The 21,104-nt window shown below is 63.7% G+C and carries 17 protein-coding genes and 1 riboswitch; of the genes, 9 read left to right on the top strand and 8 right to left on the bottom strand.

Annotation, left to right across the window (positions count from 1 at the left end; translation table 11 throughout):
- Positions 1 to 95: 95 nt before the first annotated feature.
- Complete coding sequence (locus RT460_RS08935) at positions 96 to 1,061, top strand: YafY family protein (protein WP_313318495.1); 966 nt, start codon at positions 96 to 98, stop codon at positions 1,059 to 1,061.
- Between the two features lie 406 nt (positions 1,062 to 1,467).
- On the opposite strand, the gene fabB is transcribed toward RT460_RS08935, so the two are convergent.
- Complete coding sequence (fabB, locus tag RT460_RS08930; RefSeq protein WP_313318494.1) at positions 1,468 to 2,676, bottom strand: beta-ketoacyl-ACP synthase I; 1,209 nt, start codon at positions 2,674 to 2,676, stop codon at positions 1,468 to 1,470.
- Positions 2,676 to 3,191 (bottom strand): 3-hydroxyacyl-[acyl-carrier-protein] dehydratase FabA, encoded by a 516-nt coding sequence (gene fabA / locus RT460_RS08925; RefSeq protein WP_313318492.1) that lies wholly within the window; start codon positions 3,189 to 3,191, stop codon positions 2,676 to 2,678. Before fabA ends, fabB begins: the two co-directional genes overlap by 1 nt.
- Before the next feature lie 210 nt (positions 3,192 to 3,401).
- Here fabA and dinB point away from each other — a divergent pair, with 210 nt between their 5' ends.
- From dinB to RT460_RS08905, 4 genes are all read left to right on the top strand, one after another.
- Positions 3,402 to 4,478, top strand: a complete 1,077-nt coding sequence (gene dinB / locus RT460_RS08920; RefSeq protein ID WP_313318491.1) for a DNA polymerase IV — start codon at positions 3,402 to 3,404, stop codon at positions 4,476 to 4,478.
- A gap of 89 nt (positions 4,479 to 4,567) precedes the next feature.
- Complete coding sequence (gph, locus tag RT460_RS08915) at positions 4,568 to 5,215, top strand: phosphoglycolate phosphatase (RefSeq protein ID WP_313318490.1); 648 nt, start codon at positions 4,568 to 4,570, stop codon at positions 5,213 to 5,215.
- Between the two features lie 540 nt (positions 5,216 to 5,755).
- Positions 5,756 to 7,972, top strand: coding sequence for a TonB-dependent siderophore receptor (locus tag RT460_RS08910; protein ID WP_313318559.1), 2,217 nt, complete (start codon positions 5,756 to 5,758; stop codon positions 7,970 to 7,972).
- Complete coding sequence (locus RT460_RS08905; RefSeq protein WP_313318489.1) at positions 7,972 to 8,898, top strand: alpha/beta hydrolase-fold protein; 927 nt, start codon at positions 7,972 to 7,974, stop codon at positions 8,896 to 8,898. Before RT460_RS08910 ends, RT460_RS08905 begins: the two co-directional genes overlap by 1 nt.
- A gap of 66 nt (positions 8,899 to 8,964) precedes the next feature.
- Here the strand turns inward: RT460_RS08905 and RT460_RS08900 are convergent, their stop codons facing one another.
- Positions 8,965 to 9,675, bottom strand: a complete 711-nt coding sequence (locus RT460_RS08900) for an AraC family transcriptional regulator (RefSeq protein ID WP_313318488.1) — start codon at positions 9,673 to 9,675, stop codon at positions 8,965 to 8,967.
- A gap of 672 nt (positions 9,676 to 10,347) precedes the next feature.
- On the opposite strand from RT460_RS08900, the gene RT460_RS08895 reads away from it, so the two are divergent.
- Positions 10,348 to 13,332, top strand: coding sequence for a TonB-dependent receptor (locus RT460_RS08895; RefSeq protein WP_313318487.1), 2,985 nt, complete (start codon positions 10,348 to 10,350; stop codon positions 13,330 to 13,332).
- Between the two features lie 102 nt (positions 13,333 to 13,434).
- Here the strand turns inward: RT460_RS08895 and btuB are convergent, their stop codons facing one another.
- Entirely contained in the window at positions 13,435 to 15,309 is a 1,875-nt protein-coding gene (gene btuB, locus RT460_RS08890) for a TonB-dependent vitamin B12 receptor (RefSeq protein ID WP_313318486.1), read from the bottom strand.
- Positions 15,310 to 15,422: 113 nt separating this feature from the next.
- A riboswitch (cobalamin riboswitch) is annotated at positions 15,423 to 15,659 on the bottom strand.
- Positions 15,660 to 16,135: 476 nt separating this feature from the next.
- Between btuB and cobT the strand changes: the two genes are divergently transcribed.
- The 3 genes from cobT to cobS are packed head-to-tail and all read left to right on the top strand — an operon-like array spanning position 16,136 to position 18,530.
- Positions 16,136 to 17,206 carry a nicotinate-nucleotide--dimethylbenzimidazole phosphoribosyltransferase gene (gene cobT / locus RT460_RS08885; RefSeq protein ID WP_313318485.1) on the top strand — a complete coding sequence of 357 codons (1,071 nt, stop codon included), beginning with the start codon at positions 16,136 to 16,138 and terminating at the stop codon, positions 17,204 to 17,206.
- Complete coding sequence (locus tag RT460_RS08880; RefSeq protein ID WP_313318483.1) at positions 17,203 to 17,790, top strand: histidine phosphatase family protein; 588 nt, start codon at positions 17,203 to 17,205, stop codon at positions 17,788 to 17,790. The genes cobT and RT460_RS08880 overlap by 4 nt, the downstream gene beginning before the upstream one ends.
- Positions 17,787 to 18,530 (top strand): adenosylcobinamide-GDP ribazoletransferase, encoded by a 744-nt coding sequence (gene cobS / locus RT460_RS08875; protein ID WP_313318482.1) that lies wholly within the window; start codon positions 17,787 to 17,789, stop codon positions 18,528 to 18,530. Before RT460_RS08880 ends, cobS begins: the two co-directional genes overlap by 4 nt.
- Before the next feature lie 117 nt (positions 18,531 to 18,647).
- Here the strand turns inward: cobS and RT460_RS08870 are convergent, their stop codons facing one another.
- From RT460_RS08870 to queD, 4 genes are all read right to left on the bottom strand, one after another.
- A complete protein-coding gene (locus RT460_RS08870) occupies positions 18,648 to 19,007 on the bottom strand; it encodes a TfoX/Sxy family protein (protein ID WP_313318481.1) in 360 nt (119 codons plus the stop codon).
- Entirely contained in the window at positions 19,004 to 19,486 is a 483-nt protein-coding gene (locus tag RT460_RS08865; protein WP_313318479.1) for a GAF domain-containing protein, read from the bottom strand. Before RT460_RS08865 ends, RT460_RS08870 begins: the two co-directional genes overlap by 4 nt.
- 170 nt (positions 19,487 to 19,656) lie before the next feature.
- Positions 19,657 to 20,019, bottom strand: coding sequence for a phasin family protein (locus RT460_RS08860; protein ID WP_313318478.1), 363 nt, complete (start codon positions 20,017 to 20,019; stop codon positions 19,657 to 19,659).
- A 597-nt stretch (positions 20,020 to 20,616) separates the two neighbouring features.
- Entirely contained in the window at positions 20,617 to 20,982 is a 366-nt protein-coding gene (gene queD, locus RT460_RS08855; RefSeq protein ID WP_313318477.1) for a 6-carboxytetrahydropterin synthase QueD, read from the bottom strand.
- Between the last annotated feature and the right edge of the window lie 122 nt (positions 20,983 to 21,104).

Raw genomic sequence — 21,104 nt, 5'->3', positions numbered from 1 at the left:
ACTTTGGCTGCTCTGGTGGGCTGGGCCGGGTGCTTCATTTGCCGTTTGGGGGGCTTGGCTGCGCATCCAGGCCCGGACTCGGACATAATCCGGCCATGGACCGCTATGAACGCATCAACGCGCTGCATCGTCTGCTCAAGTCCGCCCGCTATCCGATCACGGTGCAGCGGCTGCAGGAGGAATTGGGCTGTTCCCGTGCCACGGTGTACCGAGATCTGGCCTTCCTGCGCGATGCGCTGATGGCGCCGGTGGAGGGCGATGGTGAGGCGGGCTTCCGCTACCAGAGCGGGGAGAGTGATCGATTCGAACTGCCGGGGCTGTGGCTGAGCTCGGAAGAACTGCATGCCTTGCTGGCATCCCAGCATTTGCTGTCACGCACTGGCGGCGGCGTGCTGTCCTCGGTGCTGGCGCCGCTGCAGCAACGCATCGAAGGCTTGCTGGCGGCCCAGGCCGGTGCCAGTTCCTGGCCGGTTGAGCGGGTGCGGGTGATCCCCCACCGAGGCCGCAAGCTGGACGAAGCCAGCTTCCGTACCGTGGCGTCCGGGGTGCTGGAGCGCAAGCAGCTGTCCTTTGAATACCGGGCGCGTTCCACCGACGAGGCGACCCGGCGCACGGTCTCGCCGCAGCGCATTACCCACTATCGCGACAACTGGTACCTGGACGCCTGGGATCACACCCGCGAGGCGGTGCGCAGTTTCGCAGTGGACCGCATCCATCAGGCGCGTTTGTTGGAGCAGCCAGCGCGTGATGTGCCGGACAGCGAGCTGGACGAGCAGTTGGCGGCCAGTTACGGCATTTTCTCCGGTGCCCCCAAGGGTTGGGCGACGATCGTATTCAGTGCCAAGGCGGCGCGCTGGGTGGCGGATGAGCATTGGCATTCCAAGCAGCAGGGGCGTTTCCTTGCCGATGGTCGTTATGAGTTGAAGCTGCCGTACAGTGTGTCGCGCGAGCTGTTGATGGATGTGCTGCATTACGGCTCGGACGCGGAGATCATCGAGCCGCAGTCGCTGCGCGAGCAGGCGAAGGCATTGTTGTCGCTGGCGTTGAGCAATTACGACTGAGCGGGGCGGGCGTTTCTGGTTTTGACTTGCGCTCCGGTTTTGGCTTTGGTTTTTAGCTTTGGCTTTGGCTCGGTTTTGCCTTGGATTTCCCCTCTCCCGTTTACGGGAGAGGGGTAGGGGTGAGGGCGGCTTGTGCTTGTTGCTTTTGGTTGAGCTGGGGAAGGCCAAAGCGCGACGCTAGAACCAAAGCCAAAGCCAAAGCCAAAGCCAAAGCTTCCCCTCACCCCAACCCCTCTCCCGTAAACGGGAGAGGGGACAGCAACAACAACAACAACAACAGCAACAGCAACAGCTCAAAGCGAAGTCAGCAGCCAATGCCGGCATCAATTGCACTGCCAGAGGCGGTGATAGACAAAAAAACAGCCGCTTTCGCGGCTGTTTTTTCTTCCAGCGCGGGGATGTTCTCTTAGACCCGGCCGAAAATCAGCGTCGCATTGGTGCCGCCAAAGCCGAAGCTGTTCGACATCACCGTATCCAGCTTGGCTTCCTGCGTCTTGCGCAGAACCGGGAAACCTTCCACGCGCTCGTCCAGGGTTTCGATATTGGCCGAGCCGGCCATGAAGCCGTCGCGCATCATCAGCAGGCAGTAGATCGCCTCGTGCACGCTGGCTGCGCCCAACGAGTGGCCCGACAGCGCCTTGGTCGAGGACAGCGGCGGCACGGCGTCGCCAAACACCTGGCGTACCGCGCCCAGTTCGGTGACGTCGCCCAGCGGGGTCGAGGTGCCGTGGGTGTTCAGATAGTCGATCGGACGGTCCAGGCCTTCCATCGCCATCTTCATGCAGCGAACCGCACCTTCACCGGACGGGGCGACCATGTCGGCACCATCGGAAGTCACGCCGTAGCCAACCAGCTCGGCATAGATGCGCGCGCCACGGGCCACGGCGTGGTCATAGTCTTCCAGCACCAGCATGCCGGCGCCGCCAGCGATGACGAAGCCGTCGCGGTTGGCGTCATACGGACGCGAGGCGGTGGAAGGGGTTTCATTGAAGCTGGTGGACAGGGCGCCCATGGCGTCGAACATCACGCTCATCGACCAGTGCAGGTCTTCACCGCCACCGGCAAACATCACGTCCTGGGCGCCGTGGCGAATCAGGTCGGCCGCTGCACCGATGCAGTGCGCCGAGGTGGCGCAGGCAGCCGACAACGAGTAGCTCAGGCCCTTGATGCTGAAAGCAGTGGCCAGGTTGGCCGACACCGTCGAGCACATTGTGCGCGGCACCATGTACGGGCCCACCTTGCGCACGCCACGGTTGCGCAGCAGATCGGCCGCTTCCACCTGCCATTCGCTGGAGCCACCGCCGGAGCCGGCGATCAGGCCCGTGCGCACGTTGCTGACCTGGCTTTCGTCCAGGCCGGCATCGGCGACGGCGTCGCGCATGGCCACGTAGCTGTAGGCAGCCGCATCGCTCATGAAACGCTTGAGCTTGCGGTCCACCTGCGCGTCCAGGTCGATGTCGACCTTGCCGCCAATCTGGCTACGCAGGCCGGCTTCGGCGTGGTCGGGCAGGGCGACGATGCCGGGGCGGCTGTCACGCAGGGCGCTGGAGACGGTGTCCAGATCGTTGCCAAGGCAGGACGTGATGCCCATGCCGGTAATGACGACACGACGCATCAGAAGCTCTCGGTTGAAGTGAACAGACCTACGCGCAGGTCCTTGGCGGTGTAGATCTCGCGGCCATCGACCAGCATGCGGGCGTCGGTCTGTGCCATCACCAGCTTGCGGTTGATCACGCGCGAGACGTCGATTTCGTACTGCACCAACTTGGCGCTGGGCAGCACCTGGCCGGTGAACTTGACCTCACCGCAGCCCAGTGCACGGCCGCGGCCTTCGGCACCCAGCCAGGTCAGGAAGAAGCCGGTCAACTGCCACATGGCGTCCAGGCCCAGGCAGCCGGGCATCACCGGGTCACCGATGAAGTGGCAGCCGAAGAACCAGAGGTCCGGGGTGATGTCGAGCTCGGCCCGGATCAGGCCCTTGCCATGCGCACCGCCATCTTCTCGGATATCGGTGATCCGATCGAACATCAGCATCGGGTCGTTGGGCAGGCGGCCCTTGTTGGGGCCGAAGAGTTCACCGCGCGCGCTGGCCAACAGCTGGTCACGCGAGAACGTATGCAGACGGGTCATGCGGGGGAATCCAAAGCCAGGAGCGAGTCGCCGAGAATGCGACAGCAATCCGGTTCAATCAAATGTTTTAACTGGACGGACCCGTATGTTAGCCGCAGTTCGACGCCGTTCGGGGGCTGTTTGGAGGGGTTTGGAATTGCACAATTGTGAGGACAAGTGTGCATTTAGCGACAACAGCTATCATGTTGGCGACCTTTCAGGACTGTTGCCTTGAGCCAGCAACGCAAGATCATCCATGTGGACATGGACGCCTTCTACGCGTCCGTGGAGCAGCGTGACGATCCGGCTTTGCGCGGACGGCCGGTGGTCGTGGCTTGGCGCGGGGCCCGCTCGGTGGTCTGCGCGGCCTCCTATGAGGCGCGGGTATTCGGGGTGCGCTCGGCGATGCCGGCACTGCGGGCCGAGCGGTTGTGCCCGGATGCGGTCTTCGTGCCGCCCGACTTTGCCCGCTACAAGGCGGTATCGCGGCAGATTCGTGAAATCTTCCTGCAGCACACGCCGCTGGTGGAGCCGCTGTCGTTGGATGAGGCCTATCTGGACGTTACCCAGTCGCCGAGCTGCGGCGGCATCGCCACCGATATCGCCCGCCTGATCCGTGCCCAGATCCGCGAAACCACGTTGCTGACAGCGTCGGCGGGTATCGCGCCCAACAAGTTCCTGGCCAAGATCGCCTCGGATTGGCGCAAGCCCGACGGCCAGTTCGTGGTGCCGCCGTCCCGGGTCGAACAGTTCCTGACCCCGCTGCCGGTCAAGCGCGTGCCCGGCGTGGGCAAGGTGATGGAAGGCAGGCTTTCGGCGCTGGGCATTGTCACCGTCGGCGATCTGCGCGCGCTGCCGTTGGAGCAGTTGGAGGCCTTGTTCGGCAGCTTCGGTGGCGGCCTGTATCGCCGTGCACGCGGCATCGACGAGCGGCCGGTGGAGCCGGACCAGCCGGTACAGTCGATCTCTTCGGAAGATACCTTCGCTGAAGACCTGCCGCTGGGGCAATTTGATGAGGTGATCACCCAGCTGGCGGAAAAGACTTGGCGCGCCACCGGTCGCACCGAACGGGTGGGGCATACGGTGGTACTGAAGCTGAAGACCGCGCAGTTCCGCATCCTCACCCGCAGCTTCACGCCGGATTCGCCGCCCACTTCAGTCGAGGAGTTGCGCGATATCGCGTTGGCCCTGTGCCAGCGTGTGCAGCTGCCGCCGCAGACCCTGTATCGATTGGTGGGGGTTGGCCTGTCCGGTTTCAGGGACCGCGAAGATGTCGCCGTACAGGGTGATCTGTTCCGCAATCCGTAGGGACGCAGATGTTCCTGCGGCAAGGCCGGCCCGGTCCAGCAGACAGTCGTCCCGCTACAATCGAATGCTTTCGCAAACGGAGTACCGCCTTGGCAAGCTCGGCCGTGGTTTTTGATCTGGATGGCACCTTGGTGGACAGTGCCGCCGATATCGCCGAAGCGGTGAACCGCACGCTGGAAGATCTGGGGTTGGCGCGCGTCAGCGAAGCTACCGTTCGCAGTTGGATAGGCGAGGGCGTACGCAATCTGGTGGCCACGGCATTGCGCGAGGCGGGCAGTGACCAGCGTCTGGAAGAGGTGATGCCGGGCTTCATGCGCCACTATCACGATTGCTTGTTGCGCAGCCCCGTTCTCTACGATGGCGTGGTCGATACGCTGACGGCATTGCAGGCACGCGGTTTGCCAATGGCGATCTGTACCAACAAGCCGGCCGCGCTGGTGCCGCCCTTGTTGCAGCATCTGGGTATCGATGCCTTCTTTGCGCACATCATCGGCGGGGATTCATTGCCGCAACGCAAGCCTGCGGCGGAGCCGTTGCTGCATGTGGCGGCCCTGCTGCAGCTGCCCGTGGCTGCGTGCCTGATGGTGGGCGATTCGGCCACCGACCTGGGCGCCGCCAACAATGCAGGCATGCCGATCGTGCTGGTGCGCTATGGCTATCCGCGTGATCTGGATCTTGATGCAGCCGACGCAATCGCGGTGATCGACACGCTGCCCGAGCTGATAGCACTGCTGTAGTGCCGGGCCATGCGCGGCAGTTGTTTTGCCTGCGAAAAGCGCCCTCACCCCAACCCCTCTCCCCCGTAAACGGGAGAGGGGCTCAACGCAGTCAACTTGTAGTGCCGAGCCATGCTCGGCACGCGCTTTGCCCGCGAAAAGCGCCCTCTCCCCAACCCCTTTCCCGTAAACGGGAGAGGGGCTCGACGCAGCCAATCTGTAGTCCCGAGCCCTGCTCGGCGATTCGTTTCAGGTACTTCCGCAGCGCACGGCCGCCATGCACAGGACGCGGCCATTGCAGCAGCGCTGACAAGCGCCAGGTCGAACGTTCCGAAACATTGCGCGCGCCTTGTGGCTTACACCGCTCCTCTCGGAATGGCCGGCTTATCGTCACCTGTTATTAATAATCATTATCATTTGGTGTAGACTGTGCTTGTTCGCAGCGTGCCTGGCGTTTCATTCCGGCCACTGCCCATGGAAACATCGTTCCTCAAGCCCTTCGCCAGAGGTTCGCCCCCACTGTCGAGAGGCTTCACCATGTCCCGTCGTTCTTCGTCGCGGTTGTCCGCGCGTGTCTTGCTGTCCCGTCATCCCCTTTCTGCCGCGCTGGCACTGGGTGCATTGCTTGCCGGCCCTGCGATGGCAGAAGGCGTCGCCGCCGCAACCGACATCGATACCGTGCATGTCACCGCCGAACAGATCGCCAAGCAGGCACTGGGCAGCTCGGTGATCACTTCGGTTGACCTGGAGCGCCTGCCGCCGGCCAACGACCTGTCCGAAGTGATCCGTCGCATGCCCGGCATCAACCTGACCGGCAATACCGCGTCGGGCTCCTACGGCAACTTCCGCCAGATCGACATCCGCGGCATGGGCCCGGAAAACACCTTGATCCTGATCGATGGCCGCCCGGTCAGCTCGCGTGATTCGGTGCGCATGGGCCGCAGTGGTGAACGCAACAGCCGTGGCGACAGCAACTGGGTGCCGGCCGAGGCGGTGGAACGCATCGAAGTGCTGCGTGGCCCGGCTGCGGCACGTTATGGCTCCGGTGCTTCCGGTGGCGTGGTCAACATCATCACCAAGAAGCCGACCGGTGACCTCACCGGCTCGCTGACCTTGTACGGCAGCCAGGCCGAGCACAGCGAGGAAGGCGACAGCGAGCGCGTGGGCTTCCAGTTGTCGGGCCCGCTGAGCGAACAGCTCTCCTTCCGCCTGTTCGGCAACGCCAACAAGACCGATGCCGATTCGCTGTATCTCAACGAGGAATTCGCCACTGGCGTGACCCCGCCGGCTGGCCGCGAAGGCGTGCGCAACCGCGATATCAGCGGCCTGCTGCGCTATGACATCAACGACAAGCATGTGCTGGAACTGGATGCCAGCGTCAGCCGCCAGGGCAATATCTATTCGGGCGAGCGTGGTGTCAGCGGCGACGGCTTCGAGCGTTTGAACGCGCTGTACGGTGCCGAGACCAATGTCATGCTGCGCCGTTCCTTCGGCCTGACCCATCGCGGCAGCTACGACTGGGGTACTTCGCGCATCACCGCGGCCTACGACGACACCGACAATACCCGCCTCAATGAAGGCCTGGCCGGTGGCCCGGAAGGCTCGATCACCGAAGGCGCAACGATCTCCACGTCCGAGTTGACCGCCGCGCGCGTGGACGGCGAGATCAACGTGCCGCTGAACTGGGGAGGCATCGAGCAGGTTGCCACGCTGGGCTTCGAGTACCGCGACATGCAATTGGATGACCCGTATTCGGTCACCCAGAGTTCGGGTTCGGGCGGTGGTATTCCCGGTTATGACGGTGTGCGTACCGGCAAGAGTGACCAGCAGTTCGCGGCCGTTTTCATCGAAGACAACCTGTATGTCGGCGACCGCTGGACGCTGACCCCGGGCCTGCGCTTTGACCACCATTCGCAGTTCGGCAACAACCTCAGCCCCAGCCTCAACGTGCAGTTCAAGCTGGCCCAGGACTGGGCGATCAAGGGCGGCATCGCGCGTGCCTTCAAGGCGCCGAATCTGTACCAGGCCAACCCGGATTACCTCTACTACACGCGTGGCAACGGTTGCCCGGTGCTGAGCCCGAACATGGGCTCGGGCTGCTACGTCATGGGTAATGCCGATCTGGATCCGGAAACCAGCATCAACAAGGAAATCGGCATTGAGTGGGCGCCTGACAATGGTTGGCATGCGTCGGTCACCTATTTCCACAACGACTACAAGGACAAGATCGTTGCCGGCCAGGACCGCATTGGCGTCACCAACGACACATTGGGCCAGGTGTTCCAGTGGACCAATGCGCCCAAGGCGCTGATTCGGGGCGTGGAAGGCAACATCAAGGTGCCATTGGTGGCCGATGGCGATGTGCTGTCGTGGAACACCAATGTCACCTGGATGATCGAAAACGTCGACAAGACCACCGACCAGCCGCTGTCGATCATTCCCGAGTACACCGTCAACACCTTCCTGGATTGGCAGGTCAATGCGCAGTTGTCGTTCATGCTGACCGGCACGTTCTACGGCAAGCAGGAGTCGGCCACGCAGTCCAGCACCACCGGTGCGCTGCTGCCGCCTGATACGCGCGCGTCGTATGACTTGTGGAGCCTGGGCGGCCAGTACCGCATCACCCCGAAGGTGCGCGTGGGTGGCGGCGTCAACAACCTGTTCGACAAGCGCTTGTTCCGCGAGGGCACCACCAGCACCAGCGCCACCGGTGCCGGCGCCGATACCTACAACGAGCCCGGTCGCAGCTACTGGGTGAACCTGACCGTCGGCTTCTGATGCGTATCGTCAGGCTTGCAGCAGCGGCCGTCGTGTTGACGGCCGCCGCAATGGGGATGCCGTTGGCATCGGCGCAACCTAACCCGACCGCGCGGGTCGGCGTCACGGTGGCCGATGCCACGCTGCAGGGCTATCGCTTCGAGCAGCTGCAGATCAGCTCTGCCGATGGCCAGCGGCACTACCGGGTGCACCTGGCGGTGCCGCGTGCAGCGCCGCCCGCGCAGGGTTTCCCGGTTGCCTATCTGCTCGATGGCAATGCGGCGCTGATGGAGCTGGATGCGGAGCTATTGCAGGACTTGGCCGCACGGACACATCCGCCGGTGCTTGCGCTGATCGCGCACGACAACGACCTGCGTATCGATGGTGCGGCGCGTACCTTGGACTACACGCCGCGGCGTTCGCCTGGGCAGGCCGAGGAATTCGATGTCATGAATGCGCAGCGCCGCAGCGGTGGCGCCGACGCCTTCCTCGATGTGATCGAGAATCAGGTCAAGCCGGCGGTTGCCGGAAAGGTGGCGGTCGATCCTGCGCGGCAGATGCTATGGGGCCATTCCTACGGCGGTGTCTTCGTGCTGCACGCGCTGGCAACGCGGCCAACTGTCTTCAGCAATTACGTGGCGGTCGATCCGTCGCTGTGGTGGGCGGAAGGTTTCATCGTCGATGAACTGGCCAAGCACGCAGGCCAGTTGGCAAAGCCGGCCACGCTGTTGCTGATCCAGGGCGGCCCTGCCGATGGCAAGCCAGTGGAACGCCGTGGGCCGCATGCGGCGCGTGGGGCCGGCAATGCGCAGGCGGCCGCGCAGTTGGATGCCGCACTGCATGCGATTGGCGGCCTGGAGGTGGAAAGGCAGCGCTTGCCTGGGCTCAGCCACGGGCAGACCTTGGGCGCGGCCATTGCGCCGGCGTTGCGTTCGCTGGCGGATTGACGGCGCTGCTTGCGCGTTACTGAGGATGCATCATCGGCCGCTGCTGCGGCCGGACAGCACGCATTGCTAGCGTGCTGTCTGCGCCAATGCGCGGTAGTCGCGCGGGGTCATGCCGACGGTGTTCTTGAACTGGCGCGAAAAGGCGCTTTGGTCCGAGAACCCGCAGGCCTGGCCAACGCCGGCAATGCTGGTTTCGGTAAACAGCATGCGCGTGGCAGCTTCGATGCGGAACTTGGTGAGCAGCTGCTGCGGGGTGAGCTGGAATACCTTCTTGAACAAGCGCTCAAGCTGCGCGACCGACACGCCGCTTTTCCCCGCAAGCGTGCGCACGCGCAGGGGTTCGTGGAAATGCGCCTGCATGTACTCCACCGCTTCGAGCAGGCGCTGGAACGAAGAGTGCTCGCGATCGGGCTGGCCCAGGTCGCGTGATATGCCGATCAGGCCAACGATGCGGTTGTCTTCAATCAGCGGCTGCTTCAGCGTCAGGCACCAGCCCGGGCTGCGATTGGTGTAGAGCTGCAGTTCGAGCATGTCTTCGATGACCTCACCACCGAGCACACGCTGATCCTGCTGGATGTAGCGTGCGGCCAGATGTGGCGGATACAGCTGCAATACGCTCTTGCCGACGATCTCCTCGCGGCTCTTCTTCGCCAGGCGTTGCATCAAGGTCTGATTGACGTGGGTATACCGGCACTCGGTGTCCTTGATGAAAAACACCACGTCGGGTAATGGATCAAACATGCGCACCAATACCTGGGGCGACAGGGTGACAGCCATGGCCTTGCTCTCCGTTGCAGAGCGCACACCCTGCCATTTAGATGGCGCCCTCTCAAGCAAAAAAATTGTGCTCAAATCCGCATTGTGACGGTGAACATACACCTAGCGCGGTACAGCGGGGGCGAGTGATGATTGCACTCGAAATGTACGGTCATAAATTTCTTTCGATTTATTTGACTATACAAATCAATTGGTTGCATGTGATATTGGCCCGGCCTGAGTCGTTTATGGCCCAGGGGTAGCTGCGCGGGGGCGCAGTGAGGGTGCCGCAGCTGCAAGCGGTATTAGGTGGATTTCAATGTAACCGAAGAGGTGTGGCGCATTCTGCTGGCGCAGCGGCATCCAGTCGCTCCAGAAGGTCGCCGGCCTCCCGTTGTAGGTGGGTGACGGGCTGCAGTCCAGTCGCCGTCGGCGCAGGGCGCCGACGCGTCCCCGCTGCTTGGACAGAGAAAGGTTCATTACGCCGGCATCGCCTGGCGGCGTGAGTGTGCGTTGCATCTGCCCTGGGGAGGGTGGGTTGGCGATGCCCTGCGAGGGATGGGCCGCTCAACGTTGCATCTGCTGTGTCGCGTTGGCCTTGGCGCCGGCGTGGAGGTAGTGGGGTCAGTGGTGATCAACCGCAGTTTCCTTGGCGTCCTTTGTCATTGTTTTCGCACTTGTGAGGGGAAAGAAATGAATATCAACAATCGTGCCAACTGCCTGCCGCGTCGACGGGGTGTGCTGGCGGTCGCTGTCGCTGTTGCGTTGTTCTCAACCGGCTCCGCGCTTGCCCAGGAGGCTGACCAGCAGCAGGAAACAGCGCAGACGGCGTCCAGCCAGGGTGAAGGCCAGACGGCCAAAGACCTGGACACCATCATCGTGACCGGTTCGCGTATCCGTCGTGAGCCAGGCTTCGAAGGCCCGGCGCCGGTGACCGCGATCAGCGCCGAGAAGATCCAGGCATCCGGCTACACCCAGATCGCCGACATGGTGAACCAGCTACCCAGCTTTGCCGCCACCCAGACCAGCCAGACGGCCAACCAGACCGGCGACGTCGGCGTCAGCGCGTTGGATCTGCGCGGCATGGGCGTGCAACGCACCCTGACCCTGGTGGATGGCCGTCGCCAGGTTGCCTCCATCCCCGGCACCGCCGGTGTTGACGTCAGTGCGTTGCCCGCCAGCATGATCGAGCGCGTGGACGTGGTGACTGGCGGCGCTTCTGCGCTGTACGGCGCTGACGCCGTCAATGGCGTGGTCAACTTCGTCCTAAAGCGAGATTACGAAGGCTTGGAATCGAGCGTGCGTTACGCCGACTCCTCGCGCGGTGACATGCCGACCTATACCGGTGACGTGCTGTTCGGCAAGAACTTCGCTGACAACCGCGGCAACTTCACCTTGTACGGATTCTGGGAAGAGAATTCCGGCAGGGTGCGTGGCCAGGACCGTCCCTGGACGGCCAATGGCTATCCGTACTATGCGCGTGCCAACAGCACGGACCCGTATCAGATCCTGGACAACAGCCGTAACGTCTACAACTCACCCAATGCAACCGTGTCGCTGGGTAATTGCACTGCGGCCAATGCCGCCAGCTGTTTGTATACGTTCAATCCGGACGGTTCGCTGCGTCACTCGCAGTTGGGCCCGGGCGGTCTGACCAACCTGAGCACGGATTTCAACGTGCTGCAGCAAGGTACGACCGACGGCGGCGAGTTTGGCGGGCGGTACGACTCCTGGTACCTGGTGACGCCGTCGGACCGTCAGACGGTGCGCTCCACGCTTGATTTCGACGTCACCGATTCGTTGCGCCTGGTCGGTACGGTCAACTACTCGCAGAGCCAGTCCGAAGCTTCCTGGCGCTCGCTCAGTACTTACGGTTCGGGCGGTAGCGAAGTGGTGCCGTATTACAGCCCCTTCATTACCCAGGAAATGATCGACGCCAACGGCGGTGCCTTCACCGATGGCATCGCATTTGGCCGACATTTTGACGAAGAGCTGGGCCATATGCGCCAGCAGACCGACCGCAAGCTGCTGCAGGCCACGGTAGGTGTGGAGGGCTATTTCGACTTCATCGGCCGCGAGTGGAACTACGAGGCGTACTACTCCTACGGTCGCAGCCAGCAGCGGACGCGTGAACTCAACGCGGCTTCATACGATCGCTTGATCTCGGGCTTGGACTCCTACGTGGACGGCGCTGGCAACACGATCTGCTGGAATGGTCCCGCCGGCTGCGTGGCAATCAACCCGTTCAAGCGCCTGACCTCGGACATGGTCGATTGGCTTACCTACGACACCGATTGGTCCTCGACAACGTTGACCCAGAAGGTGGCCTCGGCCTATGTCTCCGGCGGTCTGTTCGACCTGCCCGGCGGCGAAGCCAAGATCGTGGTGGGCTCCGAGTACCGCAAGGAACGCAACGAGATCGGTACGATTGCCCAGTACGATCCGAGCAATGCGGCCTATGACCCGACCCTGGGTGTCACTCAGACCGGGTTGAACGGCGAGTTCAGTGTCAAGGAGATCTTCAGCGAGCTCAGCCTGCCGCTGTTGTCCGATGTTGCCGGAGCCAAGCGCCTGTCGCTGGAACTTGCAGGACGCGTATCCGATTACAGCACCGCCGGCCGCACCACCACGACCAAGGTGGGCTTGGAGTGGGCGCCGATAGATGACATTACCTTGCGTGGTACGTACGGCAAGGCGATCCGTGCTCCCAACATCGGCGAGCTCTACACGGCAGGCCGTGTTTCAGCGGCGTGGATCTATGACCCGTGTAATGACTGGGCCGTAGCCAACCGCACCGACGCCACCGACTTCACTGCGGCCAACTGCGCGGCAATCAGCCCCAGCAACACCAGCGTCAGCAATTACTGGCAATGGAAGGACATCGTTTACTCGGGCAACACGAACCTCAAGCCGGAAACGGCCAAGACCACGACGTTTGGCGTGGTGCTGCGTCCGCGGTTCGCTTCCAACCTGACCGTATCGGCCGACTATTACAAGATCGACCTGCGCGGGGTGATTTCCTCGCTGAACTACCAGACCATCCTCAATCGCTGCGTTGACCAGGCCAGCTTGGATAACCAGTTCTGCGATCTGGTGACGCGTGACCAGAACGGCGACATCGTCGAAGTGGCAGTGCAGCAGCTGAACCTGTCGCAGAGCATCGCGCGCGGCGTGGATATCAATGCGAACTGGTACTACGACCTGGGCGATGCGGCAGGGTCTGATGCAGGCCGGATCATTCTGGACCTGACCTATGGTCGTACCCTGGAACGCAAGTTCATCGCCGATCCGCAGAACCCGGACGACGCATGGGACTACCTCACCCTGTGGGGCACGCCGAAGTGGAAGGGCACCGTTCGCACGGGTTGGTCCAACCCGAAGATGAGCTTCTACTGGACCCTGCGCCACGTGTCCAAGATGCGTGCCAGCACCACCTCCACGGCCGATTACGAGCGCGAGTGGGCAGGCAACACGTTCTACAGCGACTTCTACGCCAGCTATCAAGTGACCCCGAAGGTCAGCGTGTTTGGTGGTCTGAACAACGCCTTTGATCGTGCGCCGCCGCGCGTGCCCGGTGCAGAAGCCGGTGGCGCAGGTTTCAATCAGAGTGGTTACCAGGCTGCGGTGTATGACGTATTGGGCCGCACCTTCAACCTCGGCGTACGCGTGAAGCTGTAACTCTCCACAGCGGATGCAAACGCACTGGGCCGACGGGATCAGCGTCGGCCCAGTTTGTTTTCAGGGTGGTGACGGCTGCAGTAGTTGTGCAGCCGTACTGCCTTAGTTGACCTTGCTGTTGTAACGCAGGGTCAGCTGGTACTCGCGGCCGGGCTGGTTGTACCAGGCAACGGTTTCGTACGCGCGATCAAACACGTTGGCGGCCTTGGCCTGCAGGCTCCAGGCATCGTTGATGGCGTATTCCACGCGCACGTCCATGGTGCCGTAGCCGGCCAGGCGAACGGTGTTGGCGGCGTTGTCGAAGCGGTGGCCGCTGCCTGCAGCGGTGACGCCAAGACGCAGCGGGCCGAAGCGCTTGTCCACGTCGATGCGGCCGCTGGTGCGCGCGCGGCGGGCCAGCAGGTTGTCGTAGGTGGCGGCGCCGGAAGTATGGTCACGCGGGTCGGTGAAGCTGGCCTGTGCGTTGATGTCGAAGCCGGCCAGCGAAACAAAGCCGGTCAGCTCGGCGCCACGAATGCGCGCCTCGGCGACATTGACCAGGGCAAAGCTGCTGTCATAACCAATCAGCTGGTCGATGCGGGTTTCATAGGCATTGAAGGTCCAGTTCCAGTTGTCGGTGTACTGGGCAATGCCGAGGTTCAGGCTCTTGGATTCTTCCGGCTGCAATAGCGGGTTGCTGAAGCCCGGGTAGTACAGGTCATTGAAGGTCGGTGCCTTGAAGCCGGTGCCGGCGCTGGCGGTCAGGCGCAGGCCGTTGCCGAAGGCAAAGCCATAGCCCAGGCTACCGGTGGTGTGGTTGCCGAACTGTTCGTTGTCATCATTGCGCACGCTGGCCTGCAGCGTGTGCGCGCCGAACTGGCCCTGGTACTCGGCGAACACGCCGGTGTTGTCACGCTCGCGCACGTCAAAGGCGGTGGAGCTGGTGATCTGCTCGTTCTGCCAGTCCGCGCCCACGCTTACCTGCTGGCCTTCGGCCAGGACAATGTCGCCTTGTACGTTGGCGGTGTCGCGGCGGGTATCGAAGGTGCTGGCAAAGCTGCGCACGCCGTTGACGGCGAAGTAGGCATCGGCCTGGTCGACATTGCGACCGACCTGGGCATTCAAACGGAAGCTGTCCGAGGGCGTCCAGGCGAGCTTGCCGCCATAGACCTGCTGCCGGTTATCGGCTTCATTGCCGCCAAAGATGCTGCCGTCGTATTCGTTGCGGGCGGCCGAGTTCAGTACATGGCCTTCGACGTTCAAGGTTTCGCTCAATGCATAGCCACCGCGCACATTGATCGAAGTGTTGCGGTATCCGTCACGGTCCGGCTCGTTGGTGAAGCAGCCGGCGCCTGCCCAGGTCGCTTCGTCGTAGAAGCCACGGCAGGCGTTGATGCCGTCGGTGTCCTGGTAGCCGCCCTGGGCAGACACCCAACCGCGTTCGCCGCGGTTGCTGAAGCCGGCGCTGACCTGACGCAGGTTGTTGCTGCCGGCGGTGATAGCCAGGTTCTGCTGCAGGCCAGGGCCGGCGTTACGGGTGAAGATCTGGATCACGCCGCCGATGGCTTCGGAGCCGTACAGGCTGGAGCGCGGGCCGCGCACGATTTCGACGCGCTCGATCTGGTCGACCGGCAGGTCCTGCAGGGTGGCCATGCCGTTGGTGGCCGAGCCGATGCGCACGCCATCCACCAGCACCAGCACCTGGTTGGAGTTGCTGCCGCGCAGGAACAGCGAGGTGATCTTGCCCAGGCCGCCCTGGTTGGTGAAATCCACGCCCGCACGACCGCGCAGCAGGTCCTGCAACGAGGTGGCCTGGCTGCGATCGATCTGCGCGCGGTCGATCACCTGCACCGGCACCACGCTGTTCTCGATCGAGATCGGGGTACGGGTGGCGGTGACGGTGATGTCGTCCAGCTCGGTGGGTGCGTTCTGTGCAGTGGCAACGCCCGGCAAGGCCAGGGCAAGGGCGAGCGAAAGGGTGTGGTAAGACAGTTTCATGGAAGCTCCTGGGCCTGCACGCTCCCGCGCAGGCGGATGGGGAAGGCTGCCAGAGGAGGGGGAGACGGAGGCGGCGCATACGGCGCTACAGCCGCCGCCATGCCCTCCGCATCGCAACCAGTCGGCTTTCGGGCCGGTCTCCGGACTTGCAGGCGATGCGGCGTGGGCCGCTTCCGTCCAGACGCCTTCCCGTGCCGTGCACAGTGGCGGTATGTCTGGCCTTGTCCTGCTTACCGTTGCGGGGGCAGTGCCGGACTGGCGGCCACTGGATTTCCAGCGGTACGCGGCACCGGCTTCCCGTTTCAACCGGCCGGCAATGCCGGTCGGTCACCCGAAAGTGCGCGCATTCTATGCCATTGCCACCCGCGGTGCCGGAATGGGGCATTCATGCCGCCGTGGCACCAGACTCCCATCAGCCCACGCAGCCCGGGTAAGCGTCAGCGCACCCGGGCAGGGCAGGGTGCGGCGGCTCGCAGCAACGCTGCACGCCGATCATTCCCCGGGTGCGCTTGCGCTTACCCGAGCTACTGTTCTTGTGCGCCTGTGGTCCAGACAGCAAGCAAACCGTGAGGCGGCTGCCATCACCGTTGCTGGAATGGCGTTGGCCGCCATCAGCCAAAAGTAGCCCGGGTAAGCGCCGGCGCACCCGGGAAGTGCAGGGCAGGGCGGCTCGCAGCAACGCTGCACCCCGATTATTCCCCGGGTGCACTTGCGCTTACCCGGGCTACCTTTGCGGGTGCCGTCTTGCCAGATAACACGTGGCAATCGGCGGGAATGCTCGGCGAATGGCTAGAATGCGGGCTGCAAACGCAGTATCGGAACAATCGTGACAGAAGCATGGTACGGGCAGGCCTGCGGGCAGCCATCGCAGGAATACCGGCAGCGCGCCCTCGCGCGCCAGCGGCAGCTGACCAAGCCGGAAGGCGCCTTGGGCCGATTGGAGGCGCTGGCCGTTGAGTTGGCCGCGCTGCAGGGCGCGGACCAGCCACGGGCGCAACGGGTGCCGGTGGTGGTCTTCGCCGGTGATCATGGCGTCACCGCGCAGGGGGTTTCGGCCTATCCGGCAGAGGTGACGGTGCAGATGCTGCACAACTTCGCCGGTGGTGGTGCTGCCATCGCGGTGCTGGCACGTGAGCTGGGCTTGCCGCTGCATGTATGGGACGTGGGCAGCCGCGCCACTACCGCCATCGCCGGCGTGGTCAGTGCCAAGACGCGCCATGGCACGGATGATTTCAGCACCGGTACGGCAATGTCCGCTGCCGACCTGCAAGCCGCATTCGACGCCGGTCGGCGTGCGGTAGACACCGCCTGCGTCGACGGTGCCGACCTGCTGGTGTTCGGCGAGATGGGTATCGGCAACACCACCGCTGCCAGTGCCTTGGCCGCCGCACTGGCGGAGCTGCCGCTGGACGAATTGGTCGGCGCCGGAACCGGCCTGGATGCGCTGCGCATGGTGCAGAAGAAGAATCTGATTGCACGCGCGCTGGGCCTGCACGGCGAGGCGATCCGCACGGCCGCGCTACCCGGCGCCGAAGCACTGCAGCGTGTCGGTGGGCTGGAAATCGCGGCGATGAGCGCGGCCATGATTGCCGCCGCCCAGCGTGGCATCCCGGTGCTGGTGGATGGCTTCATCGTGTCTGCCGCGGCACTGGCGGCGGTGCATATCAATCCAGGCGTGCGGCCGTGGCTGCTGTTCTCGCATCAATCGGCCGAGCGCGGCCACATCCGCCTGTTGCAGACGCTGCAGGCGCAGCCGTTGCTGGCGCTGGACCTGCGTCTGGGCGAAGGGTCGGGCGCGGCCTTGGCCTTGCCGCTGGTGCGCATGGCCTGTGCCCTGCACAACAGCATGGCGACCTTCGCCGAAGCGGCGGTAGCCGATCGCGATGGCACGGCATGATTCTGGACCTGATGCGGCACGCCTCGACCGGGCGTGCGGGCCACCTTGATGGCCGCACTGACCCGCCGTTGATCGATGGCGCAATGGATGCGCTCTACCGTTGCCATGCCGGCATTGGCTGGAGCAGGGTGATCAGTTCGCCGCGCCGGCGTGCGCTGGATACCGCGCATGCGCTGGTGGCCGGCAGCAACCAGTTCTGCGAGATCCATCCGGATTGGGCCGAACTGGATTTCGGTGATTGGGACGGCCTGCATTTCGATGAGCTTCCTGCCGAGCAGTTGGCCGGTTTCTACAGCGAGCCGCATGACGTGGTGCCACCCAATGGCGAATCCTGGCAGCAGTTCCAGGCGCGTGTGGAAGAGCAACTGCACCGGCTGGTGGATGAAGACGATGGGGATGGTCAGCCGGTGCTGGTGGTCAGCCACGCCGGTGTGCTGAGGCTGGCGGTGGCGCGCGTCTGCGGCATCGCATTGGCATCGCTGTGGGCGATGCGCGTCGATTACGGCACCCGTGTACGCCTGCGCGTGGAGCGTGGCGAGGATGGGCAGTTGTGGGGCGAACTGCTGGAGTTGCGGCAACCATGAGCCTGCGTCGGTTTATCCTGGCGGTGCAGTTCCTGACCCGGCTACCCACGCCGCAGGTCAGCGATTTCCGCCAGGAAGACCTCAGCCGTTCGGCCGTGTATTACCCGCTGGTCGGTGCGCTGATCGGCGGCCTGCTTGCGGCGCCGCTGTATGTGCTGGGGGACCGACCGTGGCTTGCCGGCGTGCTGTCACTGCTGGTGTGGGTATGGGTGACCGGTGCGCTGCATCTGGATGGGCTGGGTGATGTGGCCGATGCGTTCGGTGCGGCCCACCGCGATCCGCAGCGCTTCCTTGAGGTACTCAAGGATCCGCGCATGGGCGTATTCGGCGTGGTCACCCTGATCATGCAGTTGCTGCTGAAGTTCGTGCTGTTGAGCGAACTGGCAGCCAGCCCTTGTTGGTTGGGCATCGTGCTGGTACCGGCCTGGGCGCGTTGGGGCACGTTGTGGTGGAGCCAACGCATTCCGTCCCTGCACGGTAACGGCATGGGCGAGCGCTTCACCTGGCAGTTGAGCGCCCGCGCGATGTGGTTGTGGCTGCCGCCGCTGGTGGCGCTGAGCGTGTGGTTGGCGTGGCCGTTGTTGCTGGCCTTGCCGCTGGTGCCGTTGGTGGCGCTGTGGTGGAAGCGCAAGCTCGGTGGCATTTCCGGTGATTGCCTGGGCGCCAGCGTCGAGGTGACCGAAACCTTGTTGTTGCTGGCCTTGGTCGTGCTGGGCCCACTTGCGATGGGAGCGGCATAAGCCGCGAAGCGCTTGTTGCCTGCGGGGACGCGGGTGCTGGCTATCCAGCGGTGATCGTTGTGCTAGCTCAACGCGATCTGATCGACGGTGAGCTTCGCGGTTTACATCGTTCCGCCGTCATTCTTCGAAACGGATTTCGTTGGTTTCTTCTTCATCGGTATCGGCCTGCATATGTGTTTCATGCACGGGCCCGGCCTGTTGTCCTGCACGTGCGGTGGGCAGGGCGCCTACAGCGGTTTCGTATTCGGCCACCAGCTGTTGGCGGCGTGCTTCGGGCACGTCCTGCCAATGGCAGCCGAGCAGGGCACCTTCCAGCGAGTAGAGCAGGTTGAGGCTGGGTTTGAAGCCGGCGCGGCGGACCTTCATGAAGGCGCCAACGGCACCAATGGCGGTGAGATCCTGTTCGCTGCGCAGCCCCACCTGGCGCAGCCATGCTGCGCTCTTGGGGCCGATATTGCGCAACTTGGTGGTGCTCACTGCAGCGCCTCGACAAAGACCTGGGCGATGGCTTCCAGGCCCAACTGATCATCCGCATCGAAGCGCGCCAGTACCGGGCTGTCGATATCAAGCACACCGACCAGCTCGCCGTTGCGGACCAGCGGTACCACCAGTTCCGAGCGTGAGGCCGAGTCGCAGGCGATATGGCCGGGGAAGGCATCCACATCCTCGATACGTTGGGTCTGGCGGGTGCTGGCCGCGGCACCACACACGCCCTTGGTCAGCGGAATGCGCACGCAGGCCGGCAACCCCTGGAAGGGCCCTACAACCAGTTCCTTACCGTCGAAGAAGTAAAACCCTGCCCAGTTGAGCTGCGGCAGCGCGTGGTAGATCAGCGCCGACAGGTTGGCGGCATTGGCGATGCGGTCGGCCTCGCCATGCACCAGGGCGCGCGCCTGCGCCAGGAGCTGAGCGTACTGTTCCGGCTTGCTGCCGGTGAGCGTGGAGGTACTGAACATCGTAAGAGTCTAGCTGCGTTTGACCCCCGGATTTTGCCAGCGGGTACGGCGGAGCGCAGCCTCCGTGGATGGAATGCTGGAACGCAGGCAAAAAAAGACCCGACAGCGGGAGGGGGTGCTGTCGGGTCCGGGGTGCGCGGGGGAGGGACCGCGCAGTTCTGATGCCTGCTTCAGCGGGTCTTGCGACCGGCCTTGCTGGCGGCATTGGCAAACGGCTGGCGTACCAGCTCGCCGAGGGCTTCACCCGCTTTCAGGCTGAGCCCGACCACTTCCTGGTTGGCGCTGGCCAAGCGTTCAAGGTTGTCGCGCGCTACCTGCAGCCCCTTGGGAAGCAGGGCCTGCAACTCGTCCTGGGCACCGACCTGCGCCAATTCGCCAAAGAAGCCGGCGGCGGCGGTTGTCGTGCGTTCGAAGGTGCGCAGCTGTACGCCGAACACGCTTTCAGCGTTCTCAAGGGCCAGCCGGTTTGCACGGTTGGCGACAGCGGCGAACTGCTGTGTGTAACTGCTGAAATCGTTGAACTGAGCGGACATCGGCGAAACCCGGCTGGTTCTGTTGCGATGCAGCATAGCGCGTATTTGCGGCAGTGCAACATTTTCAGATGAGCGGTTCATCTGGAGCTGCTCGCCGGGCAGCTACCCGTAGCTGGGGGGGCAACGCCGTAGCCCGGGTAAGCGCAGCGTACCCGGGGCTGTCCGCGCCCGGGCCGGCCGTGGAGAATGTCGACGGCGTCGGATGTTGGTTTTCAGGCGCTTGGGGTTTACCGGGAGAGCCCCTGCCGAGCATGGCTCGGCACTACAGGGACAGACGCCGTAGCCTGGGTAAGCGCAGCGCACCCGGGCTGTCCGCGCCCGGGCCGGCCGTCGAGAATGTCGACGGCGTCGGAGTCGGATGTTGGTTTTCAGGCGCTTGGGGTTTACCGGGAGAGCCCCTGCCGAGCATGGCTCGGCACTACAGGGACAGACGCCGTAGCCTGGGTAAGCGAAGCGCACCCGGGCTGTCCGCGCCCGGGCCGGCCGTCGAGAATGTCGACGGCGGCGGAGTCGGGTGTTGGTTTTCAGGCGTTTCGGGTGTACCGGGAGAGCCCCTGCCGAGCATGGCTCGGCACTACAGGGGCTGGTCGCGCGCGGTCAGGCTGCCTTGTCGCCTTTGTAGCTGCAGCCGGAGGTGCAGGTTTCGTGCACAACCACTTCGCTGAGCAACGGCAGGGCCGGCTTCAAGCGGTCCCAGATCCAGATCGCCAGACGCTCGCTGGTCGGGTTCTCCAAGCCGGGGATGTCGTTGAGATAGTGATGATCAAGCTGGTCGTACAGCGGTTGGAAGGCGGCCTTCAGGTCGCTGAAATCCATGATCCACCCGGTTTCAGGGCCTGGTTCGCCGCTGACCCGCAGTTCGACGCGGAAGGAATGGCCATGCAAGCGGGCGCATTTATGGCCCGGCGGCACGTTGGGCAGCCGGTGCGCGGCTTCGAGAGTGAAAACCTTGAAAATATCCATGGCGTCAATTGTAGGGGCGGGGCGAGCAGGGCGAGCGTCCACGTGATGCAAGTCAAATTTTCATATCCATCGCGATAGAGCGATGTAACCGTTCGTTATGTGCGAATGCAGCAATGTAATTG

Origin of the sequence: Stenotrophomonas sp. (assembly GCF_032061965.1) — a bacterium.
Taxonomy (GTDB): Bacteria; Pseudomonadota; Gammaproteobacteria; order Xanthomonadales; family Xanthomonadaceae; genus Stenotrophomonas.
This window is presented reverse-complemented; position numbering and strand designations above follow the sequence as displayed.

What these genes read in the sequence shown, in the direction of transcription:
- RT460_RS08935 (WP_313318495.1), top strand. Translation starts at nt 96, where the DNA reads ATGGACCGCTATGAACGCATCAACGCGCTGCATCGTCTGCTCAAGTCC.
- fabB (WP_313318494.1), bottom strand. Translation starts at nt 2,676, where the DNA reads ATGCGTCGTGTCGTCATTACCGGCATGGGCATCACGTCCTGCCTTGGC.
- fabA (WP_313318492.1), bottom strand. Translation starts at nt 3,191, where the DNA reads ATGACCCGTCTGCATACGTTCTCGCGTGACCAGCTGTTGGCCAGCGCG.
- RT460_RS08905 (WP_313318489.1), top strand. Translation starts at nt 7,972, where the DNA reads ATGCGTATCGTCAGGCTTGCAGCAGCGGCCGTCGTGTTGACGGCCGCC.
- RT460_RS08900 (WP_313318488.1), bottom strand. Translation starts at nt 9,675, where the DNA reads ATGGCTGTCACCCTGTCGCCCCAGGTATTGGTGCGCATGTTTGATCCA.
- RT460_RS08895 (WP_313318487.1), top strand. Translation starts at nt 10,348, where the DNA reads ATGAATATCAACAATCGTGCCAACTGCCTGCCGCGTCGACGGGGTGTG.
- btuB (WP_313318486.1), bottom strand. Translation starts at nt 15,309, where the DNA reads ATGAAACTGTCTTACCACACCCTTTCGCTCGCCCTTGCCCTGGCCTTG.
- RT460_RS08880 (WP_313318483.1), top strand. Translation starts at nt 17,203, where the DNA reads ATGATTCTGGACCTGATGCGGCACGCCTCGACCGGGCGTGCGGGCCAC.
- cobS (WP_313318482.1), top strand. Translation starts at nt 17,787, where the DNA reads ATGAGCCTGCGTCGGTTTATCCTGGCGGTGCAGTTCCTGACCCGGCTA.
- RT460_RS08865 (WP_313318479.1), bottom strand. Translation starts at nt 19,486, where the DNA reads ATGTTCAGTACCTCCACGCTCACCGGCAGCAAGCCGGAACAGTACGCT.
- RT460_RS08860 (WP_313318478.1), bottom strand. Translation starts at nt 20,019, where the DNA reads ATGTCCGCTCAGTTCAACGATTTCAGCAGTTACACACAGCAGTTCGCC.
- queD (WP_313318477.1), bottom strand. Translation starts at nt 20,982, where the DNA reads ATGGATATTTTCAAGGTTTTCACTCTCGAAGCCGCGCACCGGCTGCCC.